At 65.1% G+C, this 18,045-nt stretch carries 24 protein-coding genes and 1 pseudogene; 11 read left to right on the top strand and 14 right to left on the bottom strand.

Translation table 11 applies throughout. The features are described 5' to 3' along the window. Window positions 1-55: 55 nt before the first annotated feature. The 7 genes from kynU to dksA form a co-directional block, all read right to left on the bottom strand. On the bottom strand, window positions 56-1,273 hold the full coding sequence (gene kynU / locus J7347_RS11495; RefSeq protein ID WP_209162247.1) for a kynureninase: 1,218 nt from the start codon (window positions 1,271-1,273) through the stop codon (window positions 56-58). Beyond that, window positions 1,273-1,902: an arylformamidase gene (kynB, locus tag J7347_RS11490; RefSeq protein WP_209162246.1), complete on the bottom strand. Its 630-nt coding sequence runs from the start codon at window positions 1,900-1,902 to the stop codon at window positions 1,273-1,275. Before kynB ends, kynU begins: the two co-directional genes overlap by 1 nt. Beyond that, a complete protein-coding gene (locus J7347_RS11485; RefSeq protein ID WP_209162245.1) occupies window positions 1,899-2,690 on the bottom strand; it encodes a tryptophan 2,3-dioxygenase family protein in 792 nt (263 codons plus the stop codon). The genes kynB and J7347_RS11485 overlap by 4 nt, the downstream gene beginning before the upstream one ends. Window positions 2,691-2,716: 26 nt before the next feature. Continuing rightward, a complete protein-coding gene (locus J7347_RS11480; RefSeq protein ID WP_209162244.1) occupies window positions 2,717-3,211 on the bottom strand; it encodes a DUF4112 domain-containing protein in 495 nt (164 codons plus the stop codon). Window positions 3,212-3,218: 7 nt separating this feature from the next. Next, the gene (locus J7347_RS11475; RefSeq protein WP_067679311.1) at window positions 3,219-4,766 is read right to left on the bottom strand and encodes a hypothetical protein; all 1,548 of its coding nucleotides are present in this window, start codon (window positions 4,764-4,766) and stop codon (window positions 3,219-3,221) included. An 83-nt stretch (window positions 4,767-4,849) separates the two neighbouring features. Then, a complete protein-coding gene (locus tag J7347_RS11470) occupies window positions 4,850-5,215 on the bottom strand; it encodes a PilZ domain-containing protein (protein ID WP_067679314.1) in 366 nt (121 codons plus the stop codon). 88 nt (window positions 5,216-5,303) lie between these two features. Beyond that, window positions 5,304-5,762, bottom strand: a complete 459-nt coding sequence (gene dksA, locus J7347_RS11465; protein ID WP_067679317.1) for an RNA polymerase-binding protein DksA — start codon at window positions 5,760-5,762, stop codon at window positions 5,304-5,306. 287 nt (window positions 5,763-6,049) lie between these two features. On the opposite strand from dksA, the gene J7347_RS11460 reads away from it, so the two are divergent. Beyond that, window positions 6,050-6,376: a sel1 repeat family protein gene (locus tag J7347_RS11460; protein ID WP_067679320.1), complete on the top strand. Its 327-nt coding sequence runs from the start codon at window positions 6,050-6,052 to the stop codon at window positions 6,374-6,376. A gap of 18 nt (window positions 6,377-6,394) precedes the next feature. Here J7347_RS11460 and J7347_RS11455 read toward each other — a convergent pair whose 3' ends face one another. From J7347_RS11455 to J7347_RS11435, 5 genes are read right to left on the bottom strand one after another with little or no spacing between them, the layout of a single operon-like run. After that, on the bottom strand, window positions 6,395-7,534 hold the full coding sequence (locus J7347_RS11455) for a GNAT family N-acetyltransferase (RefSeq protein WP_209162243.1): 1,140 nt from the start codon (window positions 7,532-7,534) through the stop codon (window positions 6,395-6,397). Next, entirely contained in the window at window positions 7,531-8,322 is a 792-nt protein-coding gene (locus J7347_RS11450; RefSeq protein ID WP_209162242.1) for a glycerophosphodiester phosphodiesterase family protein, read from the bottom strand. Before J7347_RS11450 ends, J7347_RS11455 begins: the two co-directional genes overlap by 4 nt. Continuing rightward, the gene (locus J7347_RS11445; RefSeq protein ID WP_209162241.1) at window positions 8,303-8,773 is read right to left on the bottom strand and encodes a RidA family protein; all 471 of its coding nucleotides are present in this window, start codon (window positions 8,771-8,773) and stop codon (window positions 8,303-8,305) included. Before J7347_RS11445 ends, J7347_RS11450 begins: the two co-directional genes overlap by 20 nt. Then, on the bottom strand, window positions 8,770-9,399 hold the full coding sequence (locus J7347_RS11440) for an HAD family hydrolase (RefSeq protein ID WP_209162240.1): 630 nt from the start codon (window positions 9,397-9,399) through the stop codon (window positions 8,770-8,772). The genes J7347_RS11445 and J7347_RS11440 overlap by 4 nt, the downstream gene beginning before the upstream one ends. Then, window positions 9,396-9,629: a DUF3572 family protein gene (locus J7347_RS11435; RefSeq protein WP_245174081.1), complete on the bottom strand. Its 234-nt coding sequence runs from the start codon at window positions 9,627-9,629 to the stop codon at window positions 9,396-9,398. Before J7347_RS11435 ends, J7347_RS11440 begins: the two co-directional genes overlap by 4 nt. 123 nt (window positions 9,630-9,752) lie before the next feature. On the opposite strand from J7347_RS11435, the gene J7347_RS11430 reads away from it, so the two are divergent. The 4 genes from J7347_RS11430 to J7347_RS11415 all read left to right on the top strand — a co-directional run bounded on the left by J7347_RS11430 (window position 9,753) and on the right by J7347_RS11415 (window position 12,291). Further along, window positions 9,753-10,121: a response regulator gene (locus J7347_RS11430; protein WP_209162482.1), complete on the top strand. Its 369-nt coding sequence runs from the start codon at window positions 9,753-9,755 to the stop codon at window positions 10,119-10,121. A 146-nt stretch (window positions 10,122-10,267) separates the two neighbouring features. Then, on the top strand, window positions 10,268-10,516 hold the full coding sequence (locus J7347_RS11425; protein ID WP_209162239.1) for an acyl carrier protein: 249 nt from the start codon (window positions 10,268-10,270) through the stop codon (window positions 10,514-10,516). A 7-nt stretch (window positions 10,517-10,523) separates the two neighbouring features. After that, complete coding sequence (locus J7347_RS11420) at window positions 10,524-11,786, top strand: aminotransferase class I/II-fold pyridoxal phosphate-dependent enzyme (protein WP_209162238.1); 1,263 nt, start codon at window positions 10,524-10,526, stop codon at window positions 11,784-11,786. A gap of 73 nt (window positions 11,787-11,859) precedes the next feature. Beyond that, a complete protein-coding gene (locus J7347_RS11415) occupies window positions 11,860-12,291 on the top strand; it encodes an OsmC family protein (protein WP_067685054.1) in 432 nt (143 codons plus the stop codon). A 71-nt stretch (window positions 12,292-12,362) separates the two neighbouring features. Here J7347_RS11415 and J7347_RS11410 read toward each other — a convergent pair whose 3' ends face one another. Then, a complete protein-coding gene (locus J7347_RS11410) occupies window positions 12,363-13,061 on the bottom strand; it encodes an MIP/aquaporin family protein (protein ID WP_209162237.1) in 699 nt (232 codons plus the stop codon). Beyond that, window positions 13,058-13,717 (bottom strand): DedA family protein, encoded by a 660-nt coding sequence (locus J7347_RS11405; protein ID WP_209162236.1) that lies wholly within the window; start codon window positions 13,715-13,717, stop codon window positions 13,058-13,060. The genes J7347_RS11410 and J7347_RS11405 overlap by 4 nt, the downstream gene beginning before the upstream one ends. A gap of 247 nt (window positions 13,718-13,964) precedes the next feature. Between J7347_RS11405 and J7347_RS11400 the strand changes: the two genes are divergently transcribed. The 6 genes and pseudogenes from J7347_RS11400 (at window position 13,965) to J7347_RS11380 (ending at window position 17,956) form a co-directional block, all read left to right on the top strand. Beyond that, the gene (locus tag J7347_RS11400; RefSeq protein WP_209162235.1) at window positions 13,965-14,471 is read left to right on the top strand and encodes a hypothetical protein; all 507 of its coding nucleotides are present in this window, start codon (window positions 13,965-13,967) and stop codon (window positions 14,469-14,471) included. Next, window positions 14,458-15,828, top strand: a complete 1,371-nt coding sequence (locus J7347_RS11395) for a terminase family protein (RefSeq protein WP_209162234.1) — start codon at window positions 14,458-14,460, stop codon at window positions 15,826-15,828. Before J7347_RS11400 ends, J7347_RS11395 begins: the two co-directional genes overlap by 14 nt. Before the next feature lie 47 nt (window positions 15,829-15,875). Then, window positions 15,876-16,010, top strand: a pseudogene (locus tag J7347_RS13350) (GIY-YIG nuclease family protein); the annotation flags it as partial. 97 nt (window positions 16,011-16,107) lie between these two features. After that, the gene (locus J7347_RS11390) at window positions 16,108-17,256 is read left to right on the top strand and encodes a phage portal protein (RefSeq protein WP_209162233.1); all 1,149 of its coding nucleotides are present in this window, start codon (window positions 16,108-16,110) and stop codon (window positions 17,254-17,256) included. Further along, window positions 17,253-17,561: a DUF6127 family protein gene (locus J7347_RS11385; protein WP_209162232.1), complete on the top strand. Its 309-nt coding sequence runs from the start codon at window positions 17,253-17,255 to the stop codon at window positions 17,559-17,561. Before J7347_RS11390 ends, J7347_RS11385 begins: the two co-directional genes overlap by 4 nt. After that, entirely contained in the window at window positions 17,558-17,956 is a 399-nt protein-coding gene (locus J7347_RS11380) for an HK97 family phage prohead protease (protein ID WP_209162231.1), read from the top strand. The genes J7347_RS11385 and J7347_RS11380 overlap by 4 nt, the downstream gene beginning before the upstream one ends. Window positions 17,957-18,045: the final 89 nt, after the last annotated feature.

Genomic DNA, 18,045 nt, shown 5'->3' with positions numbered 1-18,045 from the left:
GCATGGCTTGCGGTGAAGCGATGGCGCGCACCCTTTCGAACCTCTACCAGATTCGTCAGGTCACGGCGGATCGTTCGCTGAATTCGGCGCGCTTCCATTCGCCGGTCTCCAGCACTTCGGCCAGATGCCGCGCCGCTTCGGCCATGTCCTCGAACCGGAGATAGGCCGGCGCGAAACCGAGCCGCAGAATGTCCGGATCGCGGAAATCCCCGATCACGCCGCGCGCGATCAGGGCTTGGCTGAGCGCGTAGGCGTTTTCATGGGCAAAGCTCAGATGGCTGCCGCGCCGCTTCGGATCGTCGGGGCTTACCAGATCAAGGTCGATTCCCCGATCCGCAAGACATTCGCGGAAGAATTCGGAAAGCGCCTGCGATTTTTCATGAAGCCGCCCGACCCCGATCTCGGCGATCAGGTCGACACCGACTTCGAGGGCCGACAGTCCCAGGATCGGCGGCGTGCCGCATAACAGGCGATCGGTGCCGGGGGCGGGCGTATAATCGTCCAGAAATTCGAAGGGTTTGGCATGGCCCATCCAGCCCGTCAGCGGCTGGGCCAGCGCATCGTGATGACGCTGAGCGACATAAGCGAAGGCAGGCGCGCCGGGGCCACCGTTCAGATATTTATACCCGCAGCCGACCGCGAAATCCGCCCCGCACCCATCGAGATCGACCGGCATCGCGCCGACAGAATGCGACAGATCCCAGAGGACCAGCGCGCCCGCCGCGTGCGCGGCTTTCGTGAGCTCGGCCATGTCGAAGACCTCGCCGGTCTTGTAATGCGTGTGGGTCAGGAGCAGCAAAGCGACATCCCCGTCGAGCGCTTCTGCGATCCGGTCGCGTTCGGCCAGGCGGCGTTGGGCGAGGCCCTGCCGTTCGAGGCCTTCGATCATGTAGAGATCGGTCGGGAAATTGCCCGGCTCGCTCAGCACGACCGTGCGGCCGGGCTGCATTGTCAGCGCCGCCGCGATCAGCTTGAAGAGGTTCACGCTGACCGTATCGCAGGCGATCACCTCGTGCGGTGCGGCCCCGATCAAAGGCGCGATCTTGCCGCCGATGCGTTGCGGCATCACGATCCAGTCGGCGGTGTTCCAGCTGCCGATAAGATCGCGGCCCCATTCATGCGCGACCACTTCGGCGATGCGGGCAGGCGTGTCCTTGGGCAGGCAGCCCAAGGAATTGCCGTCGAGATAGATCGTGTCGTCGGGCAGGACGAAGCGGTCGCGATAGCTCGCCAGCGGATCGGCGGCGTCGAGCTCTCTTGCGCGGTCGAACATCAGGCCAGCTCTCTCAAAATGGCGCGGCACAGGCCGGCATCCCCGCCCGCGACTTTCAGCGGCAGGGCGATCAGTTCGTAGCGCCCCTCCGGCACGTCATCCAGAACGAGCCCTTCGAGGATACGCAGATCGTGGTCCAGCACCGCGAGATGCGCAGCCATGGTCTTGCTGTCCTGCGGATCGACGCTGGGCGCGTCGGTGCCGATCAGGCGGACGCCCTGAAGGGCGAGCCATTCCACCGTCTCCGGCGCGATCGGCAGCCAGTCGCTGCGCCATTCGTCATGCGGGAATGCGTCCCAGGTACGGAACAGCACGCGATCCGCGCTGTCGATATGCGGCAGGTCGCCGATGTCGATCTCGTTCGAAACGCCGCGCGCATCGATCACGAGACATTCGCCCAGATAGGGCGACAGATTCATGCCCGCCGCGTCCAGTCCGTCCGCCGCATAATGCAGGGGCGCATCGGCATGCGTGCCCGAATGCGTGCTCATCGTCATGCGAGCGACATTGACGGGCGAGCTGTCCTCCATCTTCCAGGTCCGCTCGAACGAAAACGCCGTATCGCCCGGCCAGACCGGCAGCTCGGGACGCAATGTCTGCGAGATGTCCCAGATGCGCCGTTCGCTCATATCGCGGTCCTCACACTGAGCAGTTCGGGGAAGAAGGCCTGCTTCAATACGCCCGCCAGATAGGGCACGCCAGGCGTTCCCCCGGTGCCTTTCTTGAAGCCGATTATGCGCTCCACGGTTTTCAGATGGCCGAAGCGCCAGCGCTGGAAATGGTATTCGAGATCGACCAGCTTTTCGGCGAGTTCGTAGAGATCCCAGAAGTCCTGCGGATTGCGATAGATGGCGGCCCAGGCCGCTTCGACGGCCTCGCTATGCTCCCAACTGTCGACATGATCGCGGGCCAGCACGCTATCGGGAATGGCGAAGCCGCGCCGCGCCAGCAGAGCGACGACTTCGGCATAAATGCTTGGCCGGCCCAGCTCGGCGCGCAGGTCTTCGGCCACTTGCGGCACTGCCTCGTGCATCGTCACCATGTCCGGATTGCGCCCGCCGAGGAGGAATTCCATCATCCGGTACTGCGCGCTTTGAAACCCGCTCGATCCGCCAAGATGCGGGCGGACGGTCGAATAATCGTGTGGGGTCATGGTGCTCAGCACATCCCAGCTCTGGATCAATTGCCCCTGCGCGCGGGCTACGCGAGCCAGCATCTTGAAGGCCGGGCGCAGATCGTCCGCGATCACGCATTCGCGCGCTTCGTGCAATTCATGCAGGCACAGCTTCAGCCACAATTCGCTGGCCTGGTGAACGATGATGAACAGCATCTCGTCATGCGCGCCCGACACCGGGTGCTGCGCCGCCAGAATGCGGTCGAGATCGAGATAGGAGGAATAGGTTACGTCTTGCGCCATGCTCCCGAGCCCTAGCGGGCGCCGCCCTAACGGTCGAGAGTGCGCGCCGCCGGGTGGTGCTTGTCGAGATGCTTGCGGATGATCCGGAGGTTTTTCGTGTTCGAGCGGAAGGCGAGGTCGAACGCATCGCCCACCAGCGGGATTGCACCGATCGCGGTATCGATGGCGATATTGCCGCCCATGCGCCACAGCTTCCATTTCGGCATGCCGAGATTCTTGCCTTCCCACACGATATAGGCACTCATCGCAGCGGCGATCAGATCGCCGACCACTGGCACCAGCCCGATGATCGCATCGAGCCCGACCGGATAATTCGTCCCCGGAATGCGGAAGCTGCGCTCGAGAATGAGTTCCAGCGCCTCGACCCGGCGGCGGATCGAGATCGGATCGTTACCTGTCGGCAGGTCGATCCCCAGAGGCCGCAGGCGCTCCGCACCCGGCGGCGTTTCGGAGGGATCGGGCCGATAGGGAACCGGACGCTTGGGCGTCGAACCGTCGAGAGGTTTGTCGTCGCTGGTCATACCGTCCCTAGATGGGAGCGCCCGAGAGCGGGAACAAGGGATGGAGGCCCCACGGGTTTTCGGCAAAGCCTGTCACGTCGCCGCGCACCATCGACCAGCGGATCGGCGGGCCGAACGGGATATAGACCGAAAGCGCGACCAGCGCCGCTTCGGCTTCGGCAAGGTAGCTCGCCTGCTCCTCGGGCGTCGACGAATCGCGCGCCAGATCGAGCAGGAAATCGACGTCTTCGGAACAGACCGCCCGGCTGACCGCGCAATCGAACTGGTTGAGGAACCACTGCGCACCGCTATAGCGCGCGATGCGTTCGCGAAGCGCGAGGTCGGGCTGCTCGTCCATCGCCACACGCACCGTGGCAATACCGATCTCGGCAAACTGCGATTGGAGTGCCCTGAACAGTATATCCGCACCGGGGCCTTTGGGCATGCCGATGCGAAGCGAAATCGGCGCGCCCGCCGTGGCGGATCGATAGTCCGCGACGCGCGACGCAGCCTCGGCGCGGCGCTCGCCCAGATCAAGCGCGCTCCAGGCGGGCGTTCCGGCGGCATCGGTAGCGGCGGCCCCGGTTTCGGACGGAAGGGCAGGCGGAACGATCCGCTCGCTTGGCGTCCAGCCGCCGACATTGAAGGCCGCGATCAGGCTCGGCCGGTCGATCGCCATGATGAGAGCGTCGCGATTGCTCGCTTCGCTAAGGAAACCCTCGCGCGAGCGGATATCGAGTCCGAACAGGCCGGCCGCCGCGTCCAGCCGGATGGCGCCGCGCGACAGGGGCCCAACCTCGGCGAGCGGGAAATCGACGATCGTCCCGCCCAGCACCACGTCGTAAAGCCCACGCGAGAAACCGGCGACCGCATCGCGCGCATCGGTGGCGACGAGACGGACGGGGCGCACGCCTTCGTCCCATTCCGGCTGGCTCGGCAGGCCGCGAAGTTCTGGCGGCATGGCTTCGAGATAGATCCCCTCCAGCGGTTCCGCCGCTTCGTCCGCATCTGCAACTGCCGCTTGCATCGGGCCGAGCGGCGCATCGCCCACGGCGAGGCCGAGTTCGGGCTGGGCCAGCAATTGCAGCAGTTCGGGCATCGGGCCGTCGAGCCGGATTTCGACGACGCGCCCGGTCATCGCGCGAATATCGCGCACTCGCTCCAAATCGAGGCCGAGCGAGGTTCCATCGAGCCGGGTCATGGTCCGCCGGAGCGAATCGCGCACCGCCTGCGCCGTCAGACGCCCGCCGCCCGGCAGATCGAATTCGCGAATGCGGAAGATATAGCTCGCCCCGTCATCGGTGACGATCCAGCGTTCGGCGATACCCGGCACCACCAGTCCGTTCGCATCCAGCCGCACCAGCCCCTGGGCGGTGGCGGCGCGCAGATGCTGGGCAGCGAAGGACAGGCGAAGCCCCGGCGCGCGCATCGCCTCGTCCGAGCCGACGATCGCGACATCGATCACGCCGTCATCGGTCGCCGAATTGCAGGCGGCGAGCGAGAGGCTCGCGGCTATCGCGAAAACGGCGCGACGGGCGACTGGGCCGAAAGGAAAAGAATGGGAGCAAAGCAGCATGATGGGCCTGCCCTGCTAGCACCGTCGCGTTATCGCCGGAAGAAGAAGCCGCCGGAGACCCCTTTCAAGGACCCCCGTTCGCTTCACAAGCGACGTTTTCCGCTCTGCGGATCGGTGAAGGCGGGCGCGGTTCGGATATGGGTGGGAACGATCGATTCGCTCACCCCGACGCGCGCGCGCACCTGTTTGGGATCGATTTCCTTATCGAAGGCGATGCCGATCCGGCTGTCCTGCACCCAGGCGACGGTGCCCGAAACATGGCCGACATGGCGAAGATCGACCACCAGCCGCGTGCCGCGTTCGACCGAGAAATCGCCATCGGCCATCATGCCGCCAGCCGAAAGATTGCGCACCTTGGCGCGCACCGCATCGCTGCGTCCCTCGATCTGGATGTCGGCCATCAGAAACAGGCTGTCCCGGCTGACATTCCTGGTGTCGACTGCAGACATCGTCGGGGCTCTTCCTTTTTACGCTTCGCGCCGGTTCTAGGGCCCAACTCTCAACAAAAGGTAAGCCACAGAATTTTTACGCGGTTGCTCAGTCGTCGCGCGAGATCTTTTCGCGCCGTTCGTGCGCTTCCTGCGCTTCCACGGTCATGGTGGCCACCGGGCGGGCGATCAGCCGCCTGAGGCCGATCGGATCGCCGGTCTTCTCGCAATAGCCGTATTCGCCCGCATCGATCCGGCGCAGGGCGCTATCGATCTTGGCGATCAGCTTGCGCTGCCGGTCGCGTGTGCGCAATTCGATGCCCCAATCGGTTTCGCTGGAGGCGCGATCGTTGAGATCGGGTTCACGCAGCGGCCCGTCCTGCAAATTCTGCAGCGTGCCTTCGGCGGCGTCGTGGATGGATTTCTTCCATTCGAGCAACAGCATGCGGAAATAGTCGAGCTGCCGCTCGTCCATATATTCCTCATCGTCGCTCGGGACGTAATCTTCGCCCACGGACCGTTTGATCCGGGCCAGTTTTTCCTGATCCACAGCTAACGTGGCGACCATCGGCACCTCTATCCTACCCTGACGGGCGGACCACCACCATCCGCGAAACCCGGCCCATTCCGCAAGCCCTCTCCGGCTCCCGGCCCCGGCCCCCCGAAAGCGAGGTCCGTCGGGCGCGGCCTATAGGGCGCGGCCCGATGCGGCACAAGCGGCAATCCCTGCCAATTCGGGCGCTTCCCCGGCTTTCCCATGGAATAATCGAATTGGCGTTAACTGTTTGTTGACCATGTTCGGACAGAACCGGAATGACCGGTAATGGGGTTACCGGCACGAACAGGGGAAGAGCCATGCACTTCACTTCGATCGACGGCGGCAATGCTACCGTTCTCCAAGGCCCGCAGGCGGATGCGCTGGTGGCCGAATGCCTCGCCGCGTTTTCGAGCGGCAGCCTCGATGCCATCTACGATCTCGGCGTCGCCTTTTCGACCGGCAGCCACGGTGTGACCTGCGATCTCGTCGAGGCGCATAAATGGTTCAACATCGCCGCATCGCGCGGACACGAAGCCGCCACGATGTGCCGGGCCGATATCTCCGAAGAGATGACCGCGCGCGAAATCGCCGAAGCCCAGCGCCGCGCGCGCGAATGGCTGGCGATCGAACGCCGCGCCGCCTGAGCGTTTGGGGCCTCGGCCCTAGCCTTTTTTGAAGGGCGTCAGCTCTTCCAGATGCAGTTTCTCGATGGCGACGCCCTGGCGTTCGCGTTCGAGGAAATCCTCCACCGCCGCCGAAAAGCCGGGATCGGCGATCCAGTGCGCGGAGATCGTTTCGACCGGTTCGTACCCGCGCGCCAGCTTGTGGCCGCCCTGCGCACCTGCTTCGACGCGGGCCAGGCCCAATTCGATCGCCGCGTCGATCGCCTGATAATAGCACAGTTCGAAATGCAGGAAGCGCACATCGCGCGTGCAGCCCCAATAGCGCCCGTAAAGCGCGCCCCCATCCTTGGCGGGTCCGATGAAATTGAGCGCGCCCGCGATCGGCTCGTCGCCGTCGAAGGCGAGCACCAGCAAAAGCGCCTCGCCCATTCTTTCCTGAAACAGGTCGAAGGCCGCGCGAGTCAGATAGGGGCTGCCCCATTTGCGCGCGCCGGTGTCCTGATAGAAGATCCAGAACGCGTCCCAGTGTTCGGGACGAATGGCATCGCCGCGCAATCGCTCGATCCGCACTTCGCTTTGGGCGGCGGCGCGTTCCTTCCTGAGCGCACGCCGCTTGCGCGAGGCGAGCTCGCCCAGGAATCCGTCGAAATCCTCGTATCCGCGATTGTGCCAGTGATACTGGATGTCGCGCCGCGTCATCCATCCCGCTGCTTCGAACAGGGGCACCTGCCCGGGCTCGATAAAGGTCGCATGTGCCGAACTGAAATGGTTCTGCGCGCACACCTGCTCCGCCGCGGCGAGAAGCGGGCGCGCAAGGCTGTCGTCCGACAGGAGCAGGCGCGGCCCCGTGGCGGGGGTGAAAGGCGCGGCGATCTGGAGCTTGGGATAGTAATCGCCGCCCGCCCGCTGATACGCATCGGCCCAGGCGTGGTCGAACACGTATTCGCCCTGGCTGTGGCCCTTGAGATAGGCGGGCAGCGCGGCCAGCAGACCGCCATCTTCACTCTCGATCACAATCGGTGCGCTCTGCCAGCCTGTGCCCGGCCCGACGCTGCCCGAATCCTCGAGCGCGGTGAGGAAAGCGTGGCTGACGAAGGGATTGCCGCCCGCCAGCGCATCCCATTCCTCCGCCGCAAACGCGCCCACCGATCCGCCGATCTTGGCGATACGATCGCTCACGCCGCGCGCTCTTGCGGTTCGGCGGTCGGGAACCCGTTGCCCTCCGCGATGGGCGCATCGGCATGCTCCATCGCGCGTTCGAACTTATGCGGCGTATCGACCGTCCAGCTTGGCAGCGGGAAGCCGCGCGCGCGCAGATCGGTCGCGAAGCGATTGGGCAGAGCGCGAATATCGTAAGCGACGAAATCGGGCCGCGCGGTCCAGAAGGCCAGATGGCGCTGCCAGCGATGCGGCGTCGATCCGTCATCCGTCTCCTTGATCACAAGGCCCAGCGGCGTTTTCGAATTATGCGCGCGGAACCAGCGGGCGACGCGCGGATCGAAGCTCATCACCGCACAGGGGCCGGGATAGCCTTCCAGCGCCTTGCGCACCGCGCGGCAGGTCTTGGCGACATTGTAGCGGGCGCGCGACTTGATCTCGATCAGGATCGGCACCTGGCCCGCGACCAAATCCAACAGGTCGGCAAGGCGCGCGATCCGGTGTTCGCTGTCGAGATAGGCGATCTGGGCCAGCTCTTCGGCGGAGTGCGCGGCGATCGGCCCGGTCATGCCGGTCAGCCGCTCCAGCTCCCAATCGTGCAGCAGCATCGCTTCGCCATCGCGGCTGCGTTGAATGTCGCATTCGATCCCGTACCCGGCAGCGATCGCTCCGGCGAAGGCCGCCAGCGAGTTTTCCGGCACGCCGGGCTTGTGTAGCCCGCGATGCGCGTAGGTCCACTGCCCGATCCACGCCACGCGGGCCGGATCGGGCGCGCGGGTCAGCAGCCGGTCAAGCGCCCGAAAGAGCAAGGACGGCGTCCACTTCCACAGCGGCGTTCAGCGGAAGGACGGGCACGCCGACCGCGCTGCGGGCATGCTTGCCCTTGTCGCCGAACACTTCGGCCATCAGGTCGGATGCACCGTTCACCACCTTGGGCTGGTCGGTGAAATCGGGCACGCTGGCGACGAAACCGCCCAGCTTGACCACCCGCTCGACCCGTTCGAGCAGATCGTGCGCTTCGAGTTGCGCCAGGATCATCAGGCCGCAGGCCCGCGCCGCTTCCTGGCCGCGTTCGAGCGTGACGTCCGCGCCGAGCTTTCCGGTTACCAGTTCGCCATCCACGAACGGCAATTGCCCCGAAAGATAGCACTGGTTCCCCTGCACCACGAGCGGCTGATAGCTCGCCACCGGCGCGGCGGCCTTGGGCAGCGTGATGCCGAGTTCCCTGAGGCGGTCGGCAATAGTCTTGGAGGCGCTCATGCGGGTTCCTTTTCCAGTTGTTCCATCAGCCAGGGCAAGGCGCTGGCCCAGTCGTCGATCCGCGCATCGGCGTGACCGGCCCGGTGCGCGCAGGCGATATGCGGCGCGACCAGCGGTTCGCCGACCAGATGCAGCGTGGTGATGTCCTTGCCGAAGGTTTCGCGCGCGGATTGGTGGTGCTGCGGCAGATCGTCGATGAAGATCGCGCGGCTCGGCCGGTATTCGTCGAGAATGCGCTGCAAGGCCGGGCCCTTCGGCCCCTGATTGGTGAAGACCCGCGCATCCAGCCCATGGGCCAGCAATTGCTCGCGCCGCCGCTCCTGCCGCTTGTCGACGAGATTGGTCAGGATCACGACGTCGGCATGGTTCGACAAGGTGTCGATCGCCTTGAGCGCGCCCTCGATCGGCTTCTGGCGATCCATCTGGGTATCGAAGAACCCGCCCAGCAGCGTCCAGACCTCTTCCTGCGGCACGATTTCGCCCGATCCACGCCGGGTCAGCGCATTGCCGAAATCGCCGTCCATCCGGAAATCCACGGCGTGCTCCTCCCCCAGCCAGTCGCGGAAATGGGCGACCATGTGCAGCAGCACTTCGTCGCAATCGGAAACGATCAGGGGGCGGTTCATGAATTCAGGACCTTTGCGGCATGGATCAACTGGGCAGGCTCGGTCTCGAGCGCTTCGGCGCAGGCGATCAGATCGGGTTCGTGATTGGCGAGGAAATCGAGCACGGCGCCCAACACGGCGGGATCGCCCAGGCCGGTGCGCAATTCCTGTGCGCTCAGCCCGGTCAGGTCGAGCAGGCGTTCGGCGCGGCGCGCATCCTCCAGCGCCCATCCCAGCGCGCCGAGAGCCAGCGCGCTCGCGCGGTCCTGTGCCGTTACGCCATCGGCGCTGGCCTTGGCGGGGAATGGCGAATTGGGATCGATTGTCAGTCTCCGCGGAAATCTCTAGGGGCGGCACCGGATAGGAGCGATGCCGTGGCCAAGCGGATAATGGTTGTCGAGGACAACGATCTCAACCGCAAACTCTTTTGCGACGTGCTAAAAGCGAACGGATACGAGGTCGTGCCCGTAGCCGACGGCCAGGACGTACTCTCCACTGCGACCAAATTCCTGCCCGAGCTGGTCATCATGGATATCCAGCTTCCCAACGTATCGGGCGTCGATCTGATTGCGGGCCTGAAGGCCGATGCGCGGCTTGCGCCCACGCCCATCCTTGCCGTCACGGCCTATGCGGGCAAGGGCGACGAGGAGCGTATCCGCGATGCGGGCGCGAGCGATTATCTGGCCAAACCGGTTTCGATCGGCCCGTTCATGCGGGCCGTGCGCGGCCTGCTGGACGATTGAACGACGAGCGATTGGCTGGCCAGCAATTTCAACCGTTTGCCGTGGCGCACCATGCGAGTGCGCTTGACAAATCCTCCACCCTTGCGCTTGTCCCGCCACCAACCGACGCGATCCTTCGCGTCCACTCATTGAACTGGACCTTTGTCATGGACCGCGCCGAAACCGATGCCCGCATCCGCACGCTGATCGAACCCTTCAACACCAAGGGCGTGACGATCACGGACGACACGACCTTTGCGAACGATCTCGAATTCGACAGCCTGACGGTGATGGATTTCGTCGCCGCGATCGAGGACGAGTTCGACATCATCATCTCGATGAACCAGCAGGCCGAGATCGAGACCTACGGCCAATTGGTCGACGCCGTGACCAAGCTTCACGCCGGCAAGGATTGATCCGACGATGAGCGAAGGCATCGCCCAGCCCGACCGTCCCGAAACCTCGGCCCGAACGCCAGAAGGCGGCGAGACGGACCTGTTCTCCAAGTTCGACGACATCATTGCGATGCGCGAAGGCCTGCTTTCACAGGGGCGCGAGGATCCGTTCAATCTGGTGATGGAGCAGGTGCTCTCCCCCACCCGCGCGATCTGCAACGGGCGCGAGACGATCCTGCTCGGCACTTACAATTACATGGGGATGACCTTCGATCCCGATGTGCTCGAAGCGGGCAAGCAGGCGCTCGCCGATTTCGGATCGGGGACCACCGGCAGCCGCGTTCTCAACGGCACCTATCAGGGCCACAAAGAATGCGAGGAGGCGCTGCGCGATTTCTACGGGATGGACCACGCGATGGTCTTTTCCACCGGCTATCAGGCCAATCTCGGCATCATCAGCACGATCGCTGGCAAGGGCGATTACGTCGTGCTCGATATCGATTCCCACGCCAGCATCTGGGACGGATGCGCGATGGGCAAGGCCGAAGTCGTGCCCTTCAAGCACAACGATATCGAGGCGATGGAAAAACGCCTCAAGCGCATTCCCGCTGATGCGGGCAAGCTGGTCATTCTCGAAGGCGTCTATTCGATGCTGGGCGACACCGCGCCGCTGAAGGAGATGATCCGCGTCGCCAAGGAACACGGCGCGATGGTCCTCGTCGACGAGGCGCATTCGATGGGCTTCATCGGCGAAAACGGCCGCGGCGTGGCCGAGGATCAGGGCGTGCTTGACCAGGTCGATTTCGTGATCGGTACGTTTTCGAAAAGCGTGGGCACAGTCGGCGGCTTCTGCGTGTCGAATCACCCCAAATTCGAAATCATGCGGCTGGTCTGCCGCCCCTACGTCTTCACCGCATCGCTTCCGCCCAGCGTGGTCGCCACTGCGGCGACCTCGATCCGCAAGCTCAAGCATGGCGGCAACAAGCGCGCGCATCTGTGGGAAAATTCCCGCACGCTCCACAAGGGCCTGCGGGAACTCGGCTTCGAACTCGGCACGAAGGAAGCCGAAAGCGCGATCATCGCCGTCATCATGCCCGACCTCGAACAGGGTGCGGCGATGTGGGAGGCGCTGATCGAGAACGGCCTCTACGTCAATCTCGCCCGCCCGCCCGCAACGCCCGCAAACATGACGCTGCTACGCTGCTCGCTATGCGCCGAACATTCGAGCGATGAGGTCGAACAGATTCTCTCGATTTTCGAGAAGGCGGGCAAGGCCGTCGGGATCATCTGAGCCGCAGCGGAACCGAAACGCGCGGAACTCCGCGCTTTGCCGAACGTCTGATCTCCTGAACAAGGAGATTTTTATGACGATCGTTAAATCCGGACACGCGAAATACGAAGGCCTCGGCAAATCGGGCAAGGGCCATGTGTCCAGCGAATCGGGCGCGCTGTCCGATCAGCCCTATGGCTTCAACACCCGCTTCGAAGACGGTGCGGGCACCAATCCCGAAGAACTGATCGCGGCGGCCCACGCCAGCTGCTTCACCATGGCGCTGGCCTTCAAGCTGGCCGATGCCGGGCACGAGGACGGCACGCTGGAAACCGAAGCGAAGGTCAGCCTCGAAAAGGACGGCGACGGATTTTCCGTCACCAAGTCGGCCCTGCACCTCAAGGGCAATGTCCCCGGTCTCGACAAGGCGAAGTTCGAGGAGCTCGCCGCCGAAGCCAAGAAGGGCTGCCCGATTTCCAAGCTGTTGACCTGCGAAATCACGCTGGAAACCGAATTCACCGGCTGAGGTCGCTCAACCTCTGAACTGCGGGCGGATCGGCTGTTAGCCGTCCGCCTGTCTGGTGGGCCGACCGGCTGTTAGCCATCCGTTTGTCTAGTGGGCGGATCGGCTGTTAGCCATCCGCCTGCAACCACCGCCAGCAACATCCCCACGATCTGTGCGGCGATGAAACCGGGCACGTCGGCGGGAGCGATTCCGGCGAATGTGTCGCTCAGACTGCGGACCAGCGTTATCGCCGGATTGGCGAAACTGGTCGAAGATGTGAACCAATAGGCCGCGCTGATATAGAGCGCCACGCTGGCCGGGACCGATGCGGGCAGGCGTCGCAGCGTTACGATGATCGTGAAGATCAGGCCGAAGCTTGCAATCGCTTCCGCCGCAAGCTGTCCGGTCCCCTCGCGCGCTTTGGTCGCGAGTTGCAGGATCGGCAGATCGAACATCAGATGGACGGCGAAAGCCCCCAGCACGCCGCCGACGATCTGGACGAGCGCATAGGGCAGGACATCGCGCCAGAGAAATTCGCGCCGCAGCGCAAAGGCCAGCGTTACTGCCGGATTGAAATGCGCGCCGGAATAAGGGCCGAGCATGGCGATCAGCACGTAAAGGATCGCACCGGTGGCGATCGTGTTGGCGAGCAGCGCGATTCCGATATTACCGCCGCTGAGCGTTTCCGCCATCACGCCCGAGCCCAAGACGCCCGCGAACAGGAAGAAACTCCCGATCGCCTCGGCCGCGAGCCGCCTTGCAAGGTCCGGCTCGAACGGCGCGTCGCTCATCCTTCCAGCCCCAGGCTTTCGTAGGTTGCGCCCGCGCACACATCAGTCGGGTCTTCCTCGCCGCTGCCGACCATGGTCAGCACGAACACGCCGCCCACCACCAGCGCGACGAAGGCGATCGTGACGAGGCCCAGATATTCGTCGATGAAGCGCTTGATCGGCGCGCCGAACACGCGGAACAGCACGCCGACGGTGAAAAAGATCATCCCCCGGCCCACAATGCTGGCGAGCACGAAGGTCACCAGATTCATGCCGACGAAGCCCGATGCGATGGTCAGCAGTTTGAACGGCACCGGCGTCGCGCCCGCGATCAGGATCGCTTCGAAGTCGAATTCGCGCAGGTAACAGGCCGCGACCGGGAAACTGTCGGTCATGCCCAACAGGCCGATCAGCTGCGCCCCCACCGAATCCCACAAGCCCCAGCCGATCGCGTAGCCGAGCAGGCCGCCCGCGACCGAGGACAGGGTGGCCACAGTGCCGAAGCGGATCGCCTTTTTCGGTTCGGCCAGGCACATCAGGCCGAGCAACGGATGCGGCGGTACAGGAAAGAAGCTCGCTTCCATGAAGCAGAAGAGCGCCAGCCACCACACGGCGTGCGGATGCGCCGCCTTGTCCATGGTCCATTCGTAGAGACCGCGCAGGGGCTTCATCAGCATCGGGAAATCGTCCGGAAAAGCGACAGGTGGCGCGCCAATAGAGGAACCGGGGGCGAGCGGCAAGCAAGGCTTATTTAACCTATATGGCGTTTTATGATTGACATCGTGACGCTCTTTGGTTAGAGAAACGGAACATCGCGATAGTGTGATTCGCCGCTGCACCGGCGGGATCGATGAAACGGGCGGGCCGGCAACGGCGCCGCCCTTTTTCGTGTCGCACGCTCGCCAGACGATCGGGACGGGACATATGACGAAGAAGCGCTTCAGGACCGGCGCGCCGAGGAATTGGCGCGACCGGTTCATCGCCGCCTTGGGCGAAACGTCGAACATCAGCGCTGCGGCGGAAGCGGCGGAGATCAGCCTCAGCTGGGTCTACAAGACGCGGCGCGAGGATCCGGATTTCGCCCGGCGCTGGTTCGATGCGCTGTGCGAAGGATATGACAATCTGGAAATGCAGCTGCTCGAACATCTGCGCCACGGCGAGGCCGCTGGCGCAAAGGATGGGGCGAAGCGCAAATTCGATACGGCGGGCGCTCTCAGGTGCCTGACCGCGCATCGCGAGGCGGTGGCGCGCGAAAAGGGCCGCCGCACGCTGGCGGGCGAAGTCACCACGATCGCGGCGATCAATGCCAAGATCGATGCCCTGCGCGCCCAGCGCAAGGCGGGGGACAAGGCGATCTCCGAAGCACGAGCGACGGCCCGCAAGGGCGTGAAAGCGCGCAAGACCGAAGCGGACCACGATGGCGCGGCGTAAGCGCGAGCTGTCGCGCGGATCGTGGCTGCGGCGCATGGATGCGGGCGGCGCGGCGGATCGCGAGACTCTCGCCGCCCAGCTCGCCCCGCATGAACTGGCCGCTCTGGGAAGCTATTACTGGGAAGGCTGGGCGCGCGACGAGCAATTGCCCCCGCAAGGCGAGCTGTCCGATGCCTGGCGCACCTGGCTGATCTGCGCCGGGCGGGGCTTCGGCAAGACGCGCGCGGGTGCGGAATGGGTCCGCGACGTGGCGCGAAACGATGGTGCGGCGCGCATCGCCCTTGTCGGCGCGAGCCTTGCCGAAGTCCGCTCCGTCATGGTCGAAGGCGATAGCGGCGTGCTGGCCGCCGCGCCCGGTGCGCTGGCGCCGGTTTACGAGCCGAGCCTCAAACGCCTCACCTGGGAGAACGGGGCCCTCGCCTTTCTCTATTCGGCGGCCGAACCGGAAAGCCTCCGCGGGCCGCAGCACAGCCATGCCTGGTGCGATGAAATCGCCAAATGGGATAATGCAGGCGAGCGCGCCATGACGTGCTGGAACAATCTCCAGCTCACCATGCGGCTGGGCCACAAGCCCCGCGTCCTCGCCACCACCACGCCGCGCAACGCGCCGCTGATGCACCTGCTGCTGGCGGATGCGAAGCGCGGCAAGGTCGTGTTGGCGCGCGGCAGGACGGTCGACAATCGCGAGATCCTGCCCGCCGACTATTTCGCCAGCATGATCGAACAGTTCTCGCAAAGCGGGTTCGGGCGGCAGGAACTTGACGGTGAAATGGTGGAGGCCAGCGAAGGCGCGCTGTGGACCCGCGCGCTGATCGAACGCTGCCGCGAAGCGTCGCCATCTTCTCCGCCCACCCGCGTGGTAATCGGCGTCGATCCGCCGGCCTCGGCCAGAGGGGATGCGTGCGGCATCGTGGTCTGCGCAGCCGGCCAGGACGGGATCGCCCGCGTGCTGGCGGATTGCTCGGTCGAGCGCGCCAGCCCCGAACGCTGGGCCCGCGCAGTGGCACGCGCGGCGCAGGACTGGGATGCCGATCGCGTCGTCGCCGAAGCCAATCAGGGCGGCGCGATGGTGGAAAGCGTACTTCGCGCCGCCGAAATATCGCTCCCCATCAGGCTGGTCCACGCCAGCCGGGGCAAGGCCGCCCGCGCCGAACCCGTCGCCGCGCTCTATGAGCGGGGCCGCGTGCGCCATGTCGGCCTGTTCGCGAAACTGGAAGACCAGATGTGCGGATTTCTGGCAGGCGGCGCCTACGAAGGCCCGGGCCGCTCGCCCGACCGCGCGGACGCGCTGGTCTGGGCGCTGACGGAGCTGGTTTTGAAGAAGGGTGGCGGGGAGCCAAGAGTGCGTGGGCTGTGAGCGCCGCGCTGTCCACCAAGACGCTCCTTTCGTTGGAACCGCACGGCACGATGGAACACGCGATCCTTCGCGAAAAGCGGATCAAGAAATAGAACCGCGCCTGGAAACTGCGGCTGATCGAAGAAGCCAATCCCGCTTGGCGAGACCTTGCGGTCGATCTCGGCTTCGAACCCTTGCGCTGACTGGATCCCCGCCTTCGCGGGGATGACGCCCCTTACTTTGCCGCGCCAACGCCCACGCGCGACCCCGAACTAACAATCCGCCACCACGGAGACTTTCATGTCCTTCCTCACCACTCTCGTCTCCGCCTTCAAGGGCGGGGGCGATGTCCGCGTGCCTGTCGCGGGCGGCTTCGTCGCGCCATGGAGCACTCTGTTTGACGCAAGCCCCGCCAGTCCCGGCTTCGATTACACCGCCGCCATTCGCGAGGCCTATCTCGACAATCCGGTGGCGCAACGCAGCGTCCGGATCGTGGCGGAGGGGATCGGCGGCGCGCCGCTGTCCTGCGATACGCAGGCGCTCGAAAGACTCGTCAACTGCGCCTGCGGATCGCAGCCGCTGCTGGAGACGCTGGCGGCGCAGCTTCTGCTGCACGGCAATGCCTATTGTCAGGTGGTGAAGGATGCGGCGGGCGATCCGGTCGATCTGCATCCGTTGCGGCCCGAGCGGGTCGAGGTGATTGCGGGCGAGGACGGCTGGCCCGCTCTCTATCGCTACCGCGTGGCCGAGCAGGTGATCGACCTCGCACTGGCGGACGAGGACGGATGGCCCGAAGTGATCCACCTGAAGGGCTTTCACCCCGGTGACGACCATTACGGCGCAGGCTGCCTTGCCGCCGCACACGGCGCAGTCGGCGTCCACAATGCGGCGAGCGAATGGAACCGCGCGCTGCTCGCCAATGCGGCGCGGCCTTCCGGCGCGCTGGTCTACGAAACCGGCGACGGCGCGGGCCTGACGGGCGAGCAATTCGATCGCTTGAAGGCCGAACTCGCCCAGGCCTTTCAGGGCGCTGGCAATGCCGGGCGTCCGATGCTGCTGGAAGGAGGCCTCAGCTGGCAGAGCATGTCTCTGAGCCCGGCGGACATGGACTTCGCCGCGTTAAAGGCGGGCGCGGCGCGCGACATCGCGCTCGCTTTCGGCGTGCCACCCATGCTGCTGGGGCTTCCCGGCGACAACACCTATTCCAATTACCGCGAGGCCAATCGCGCGCTGTGGCGATTGACCCTGCTCCCGCTGGCGACGCGTATGCTCGACGGGCTCGTCCGGGGGCTGGAGCCGTGGTTCGGCGAGGCCAGCCTGCGCGTCGATCTCGACCGCGTGCCCGCGCTGTCCGAAGACCGCGAGAAATTGTGGTCGCAGGTGGGCGCGGCCGATTTCCTGTCGGACGATGAGAAGCGCAAGCTGCTCGGGCTGGAGGACCGCGCATGAACCGCGAGGACATGATCGCGCGCCTCGTGGGCCAGGCGGCGGCGGAGGGCGGCGATCTCGTCACGCTGCGCGCGCTGATCGAGGAAGCGAGCGAATTGGGCGCGGCTCGCGCGCTGTCCCGACTGGGCCTCGCCGACGACAAGGCTTCGGGAGATATCGACGAATTGCGCGAGCTTCTCTCGGCCTGGCGCGACGCCAAGGCGAGCGCGTGGAAGGCAGCGGTCGAGTGGCTGGTGCGCGGCGTCTTCGCGCTGCTGCTGGTCGGCATCGCGGTCAGGCTGGGCGTCGGGGATATGGTGCGATGAGCGGGCTGAGGATCGCGGGCTATGCCGCTCTGTTCGGTGTGCCGGATGCCGATCGCGACGTCATTCTGCCCGGCGCCTTCCGCGATACGCTGGCCGCGCGGCGCGGGCCCTTCCCGCTTTATTGGCAGCACCGGCCCGAACAGCGCATCGGCTGGGTCGAGACTGCGGGCGAGGATGCGCGCGGGCTACGCGTGATTGCGACGATCGACAATCCGATGGGTCGCGCGGGCCGGATGCTGCGCGCCCACAAGGTCAGCGGCCTGAGCTTCGGCTACCGCGCCCGCGGCTTTCGCCACACGCCGCAGGGCCGCGAACTGGCCGCAATCGACCTGTTCGAAGTCAGCGTGGTGACGCACCCGCTCCAGCATGGGGCGCGGGTGCATTTTTTGATTTAGTTTTCAGTTTTCCGCGCGCCATCCGGCGCGCGAAATCCTCGCGCCTGACGGCGCTGCGGGCGGCCAGTCGGCCTTGCGGACCCTTTCGG

This window comes from Erythrobacter sp. A6_0 (assembly GCF_017744235.1).
In the GTDB taxonomy this organism is placed as follows: domain Bacteria; phylum Pseudomonadota; class Alphaproteobacteria; order Sphingomonadales; family Sphingomonadaceae; genus Qipengyuania.
The sequence above is the reverse complement of the archived record's forward strand: the minus strand, read 5'-3'. Positions and strand labels throughout refer to the sequence as shown.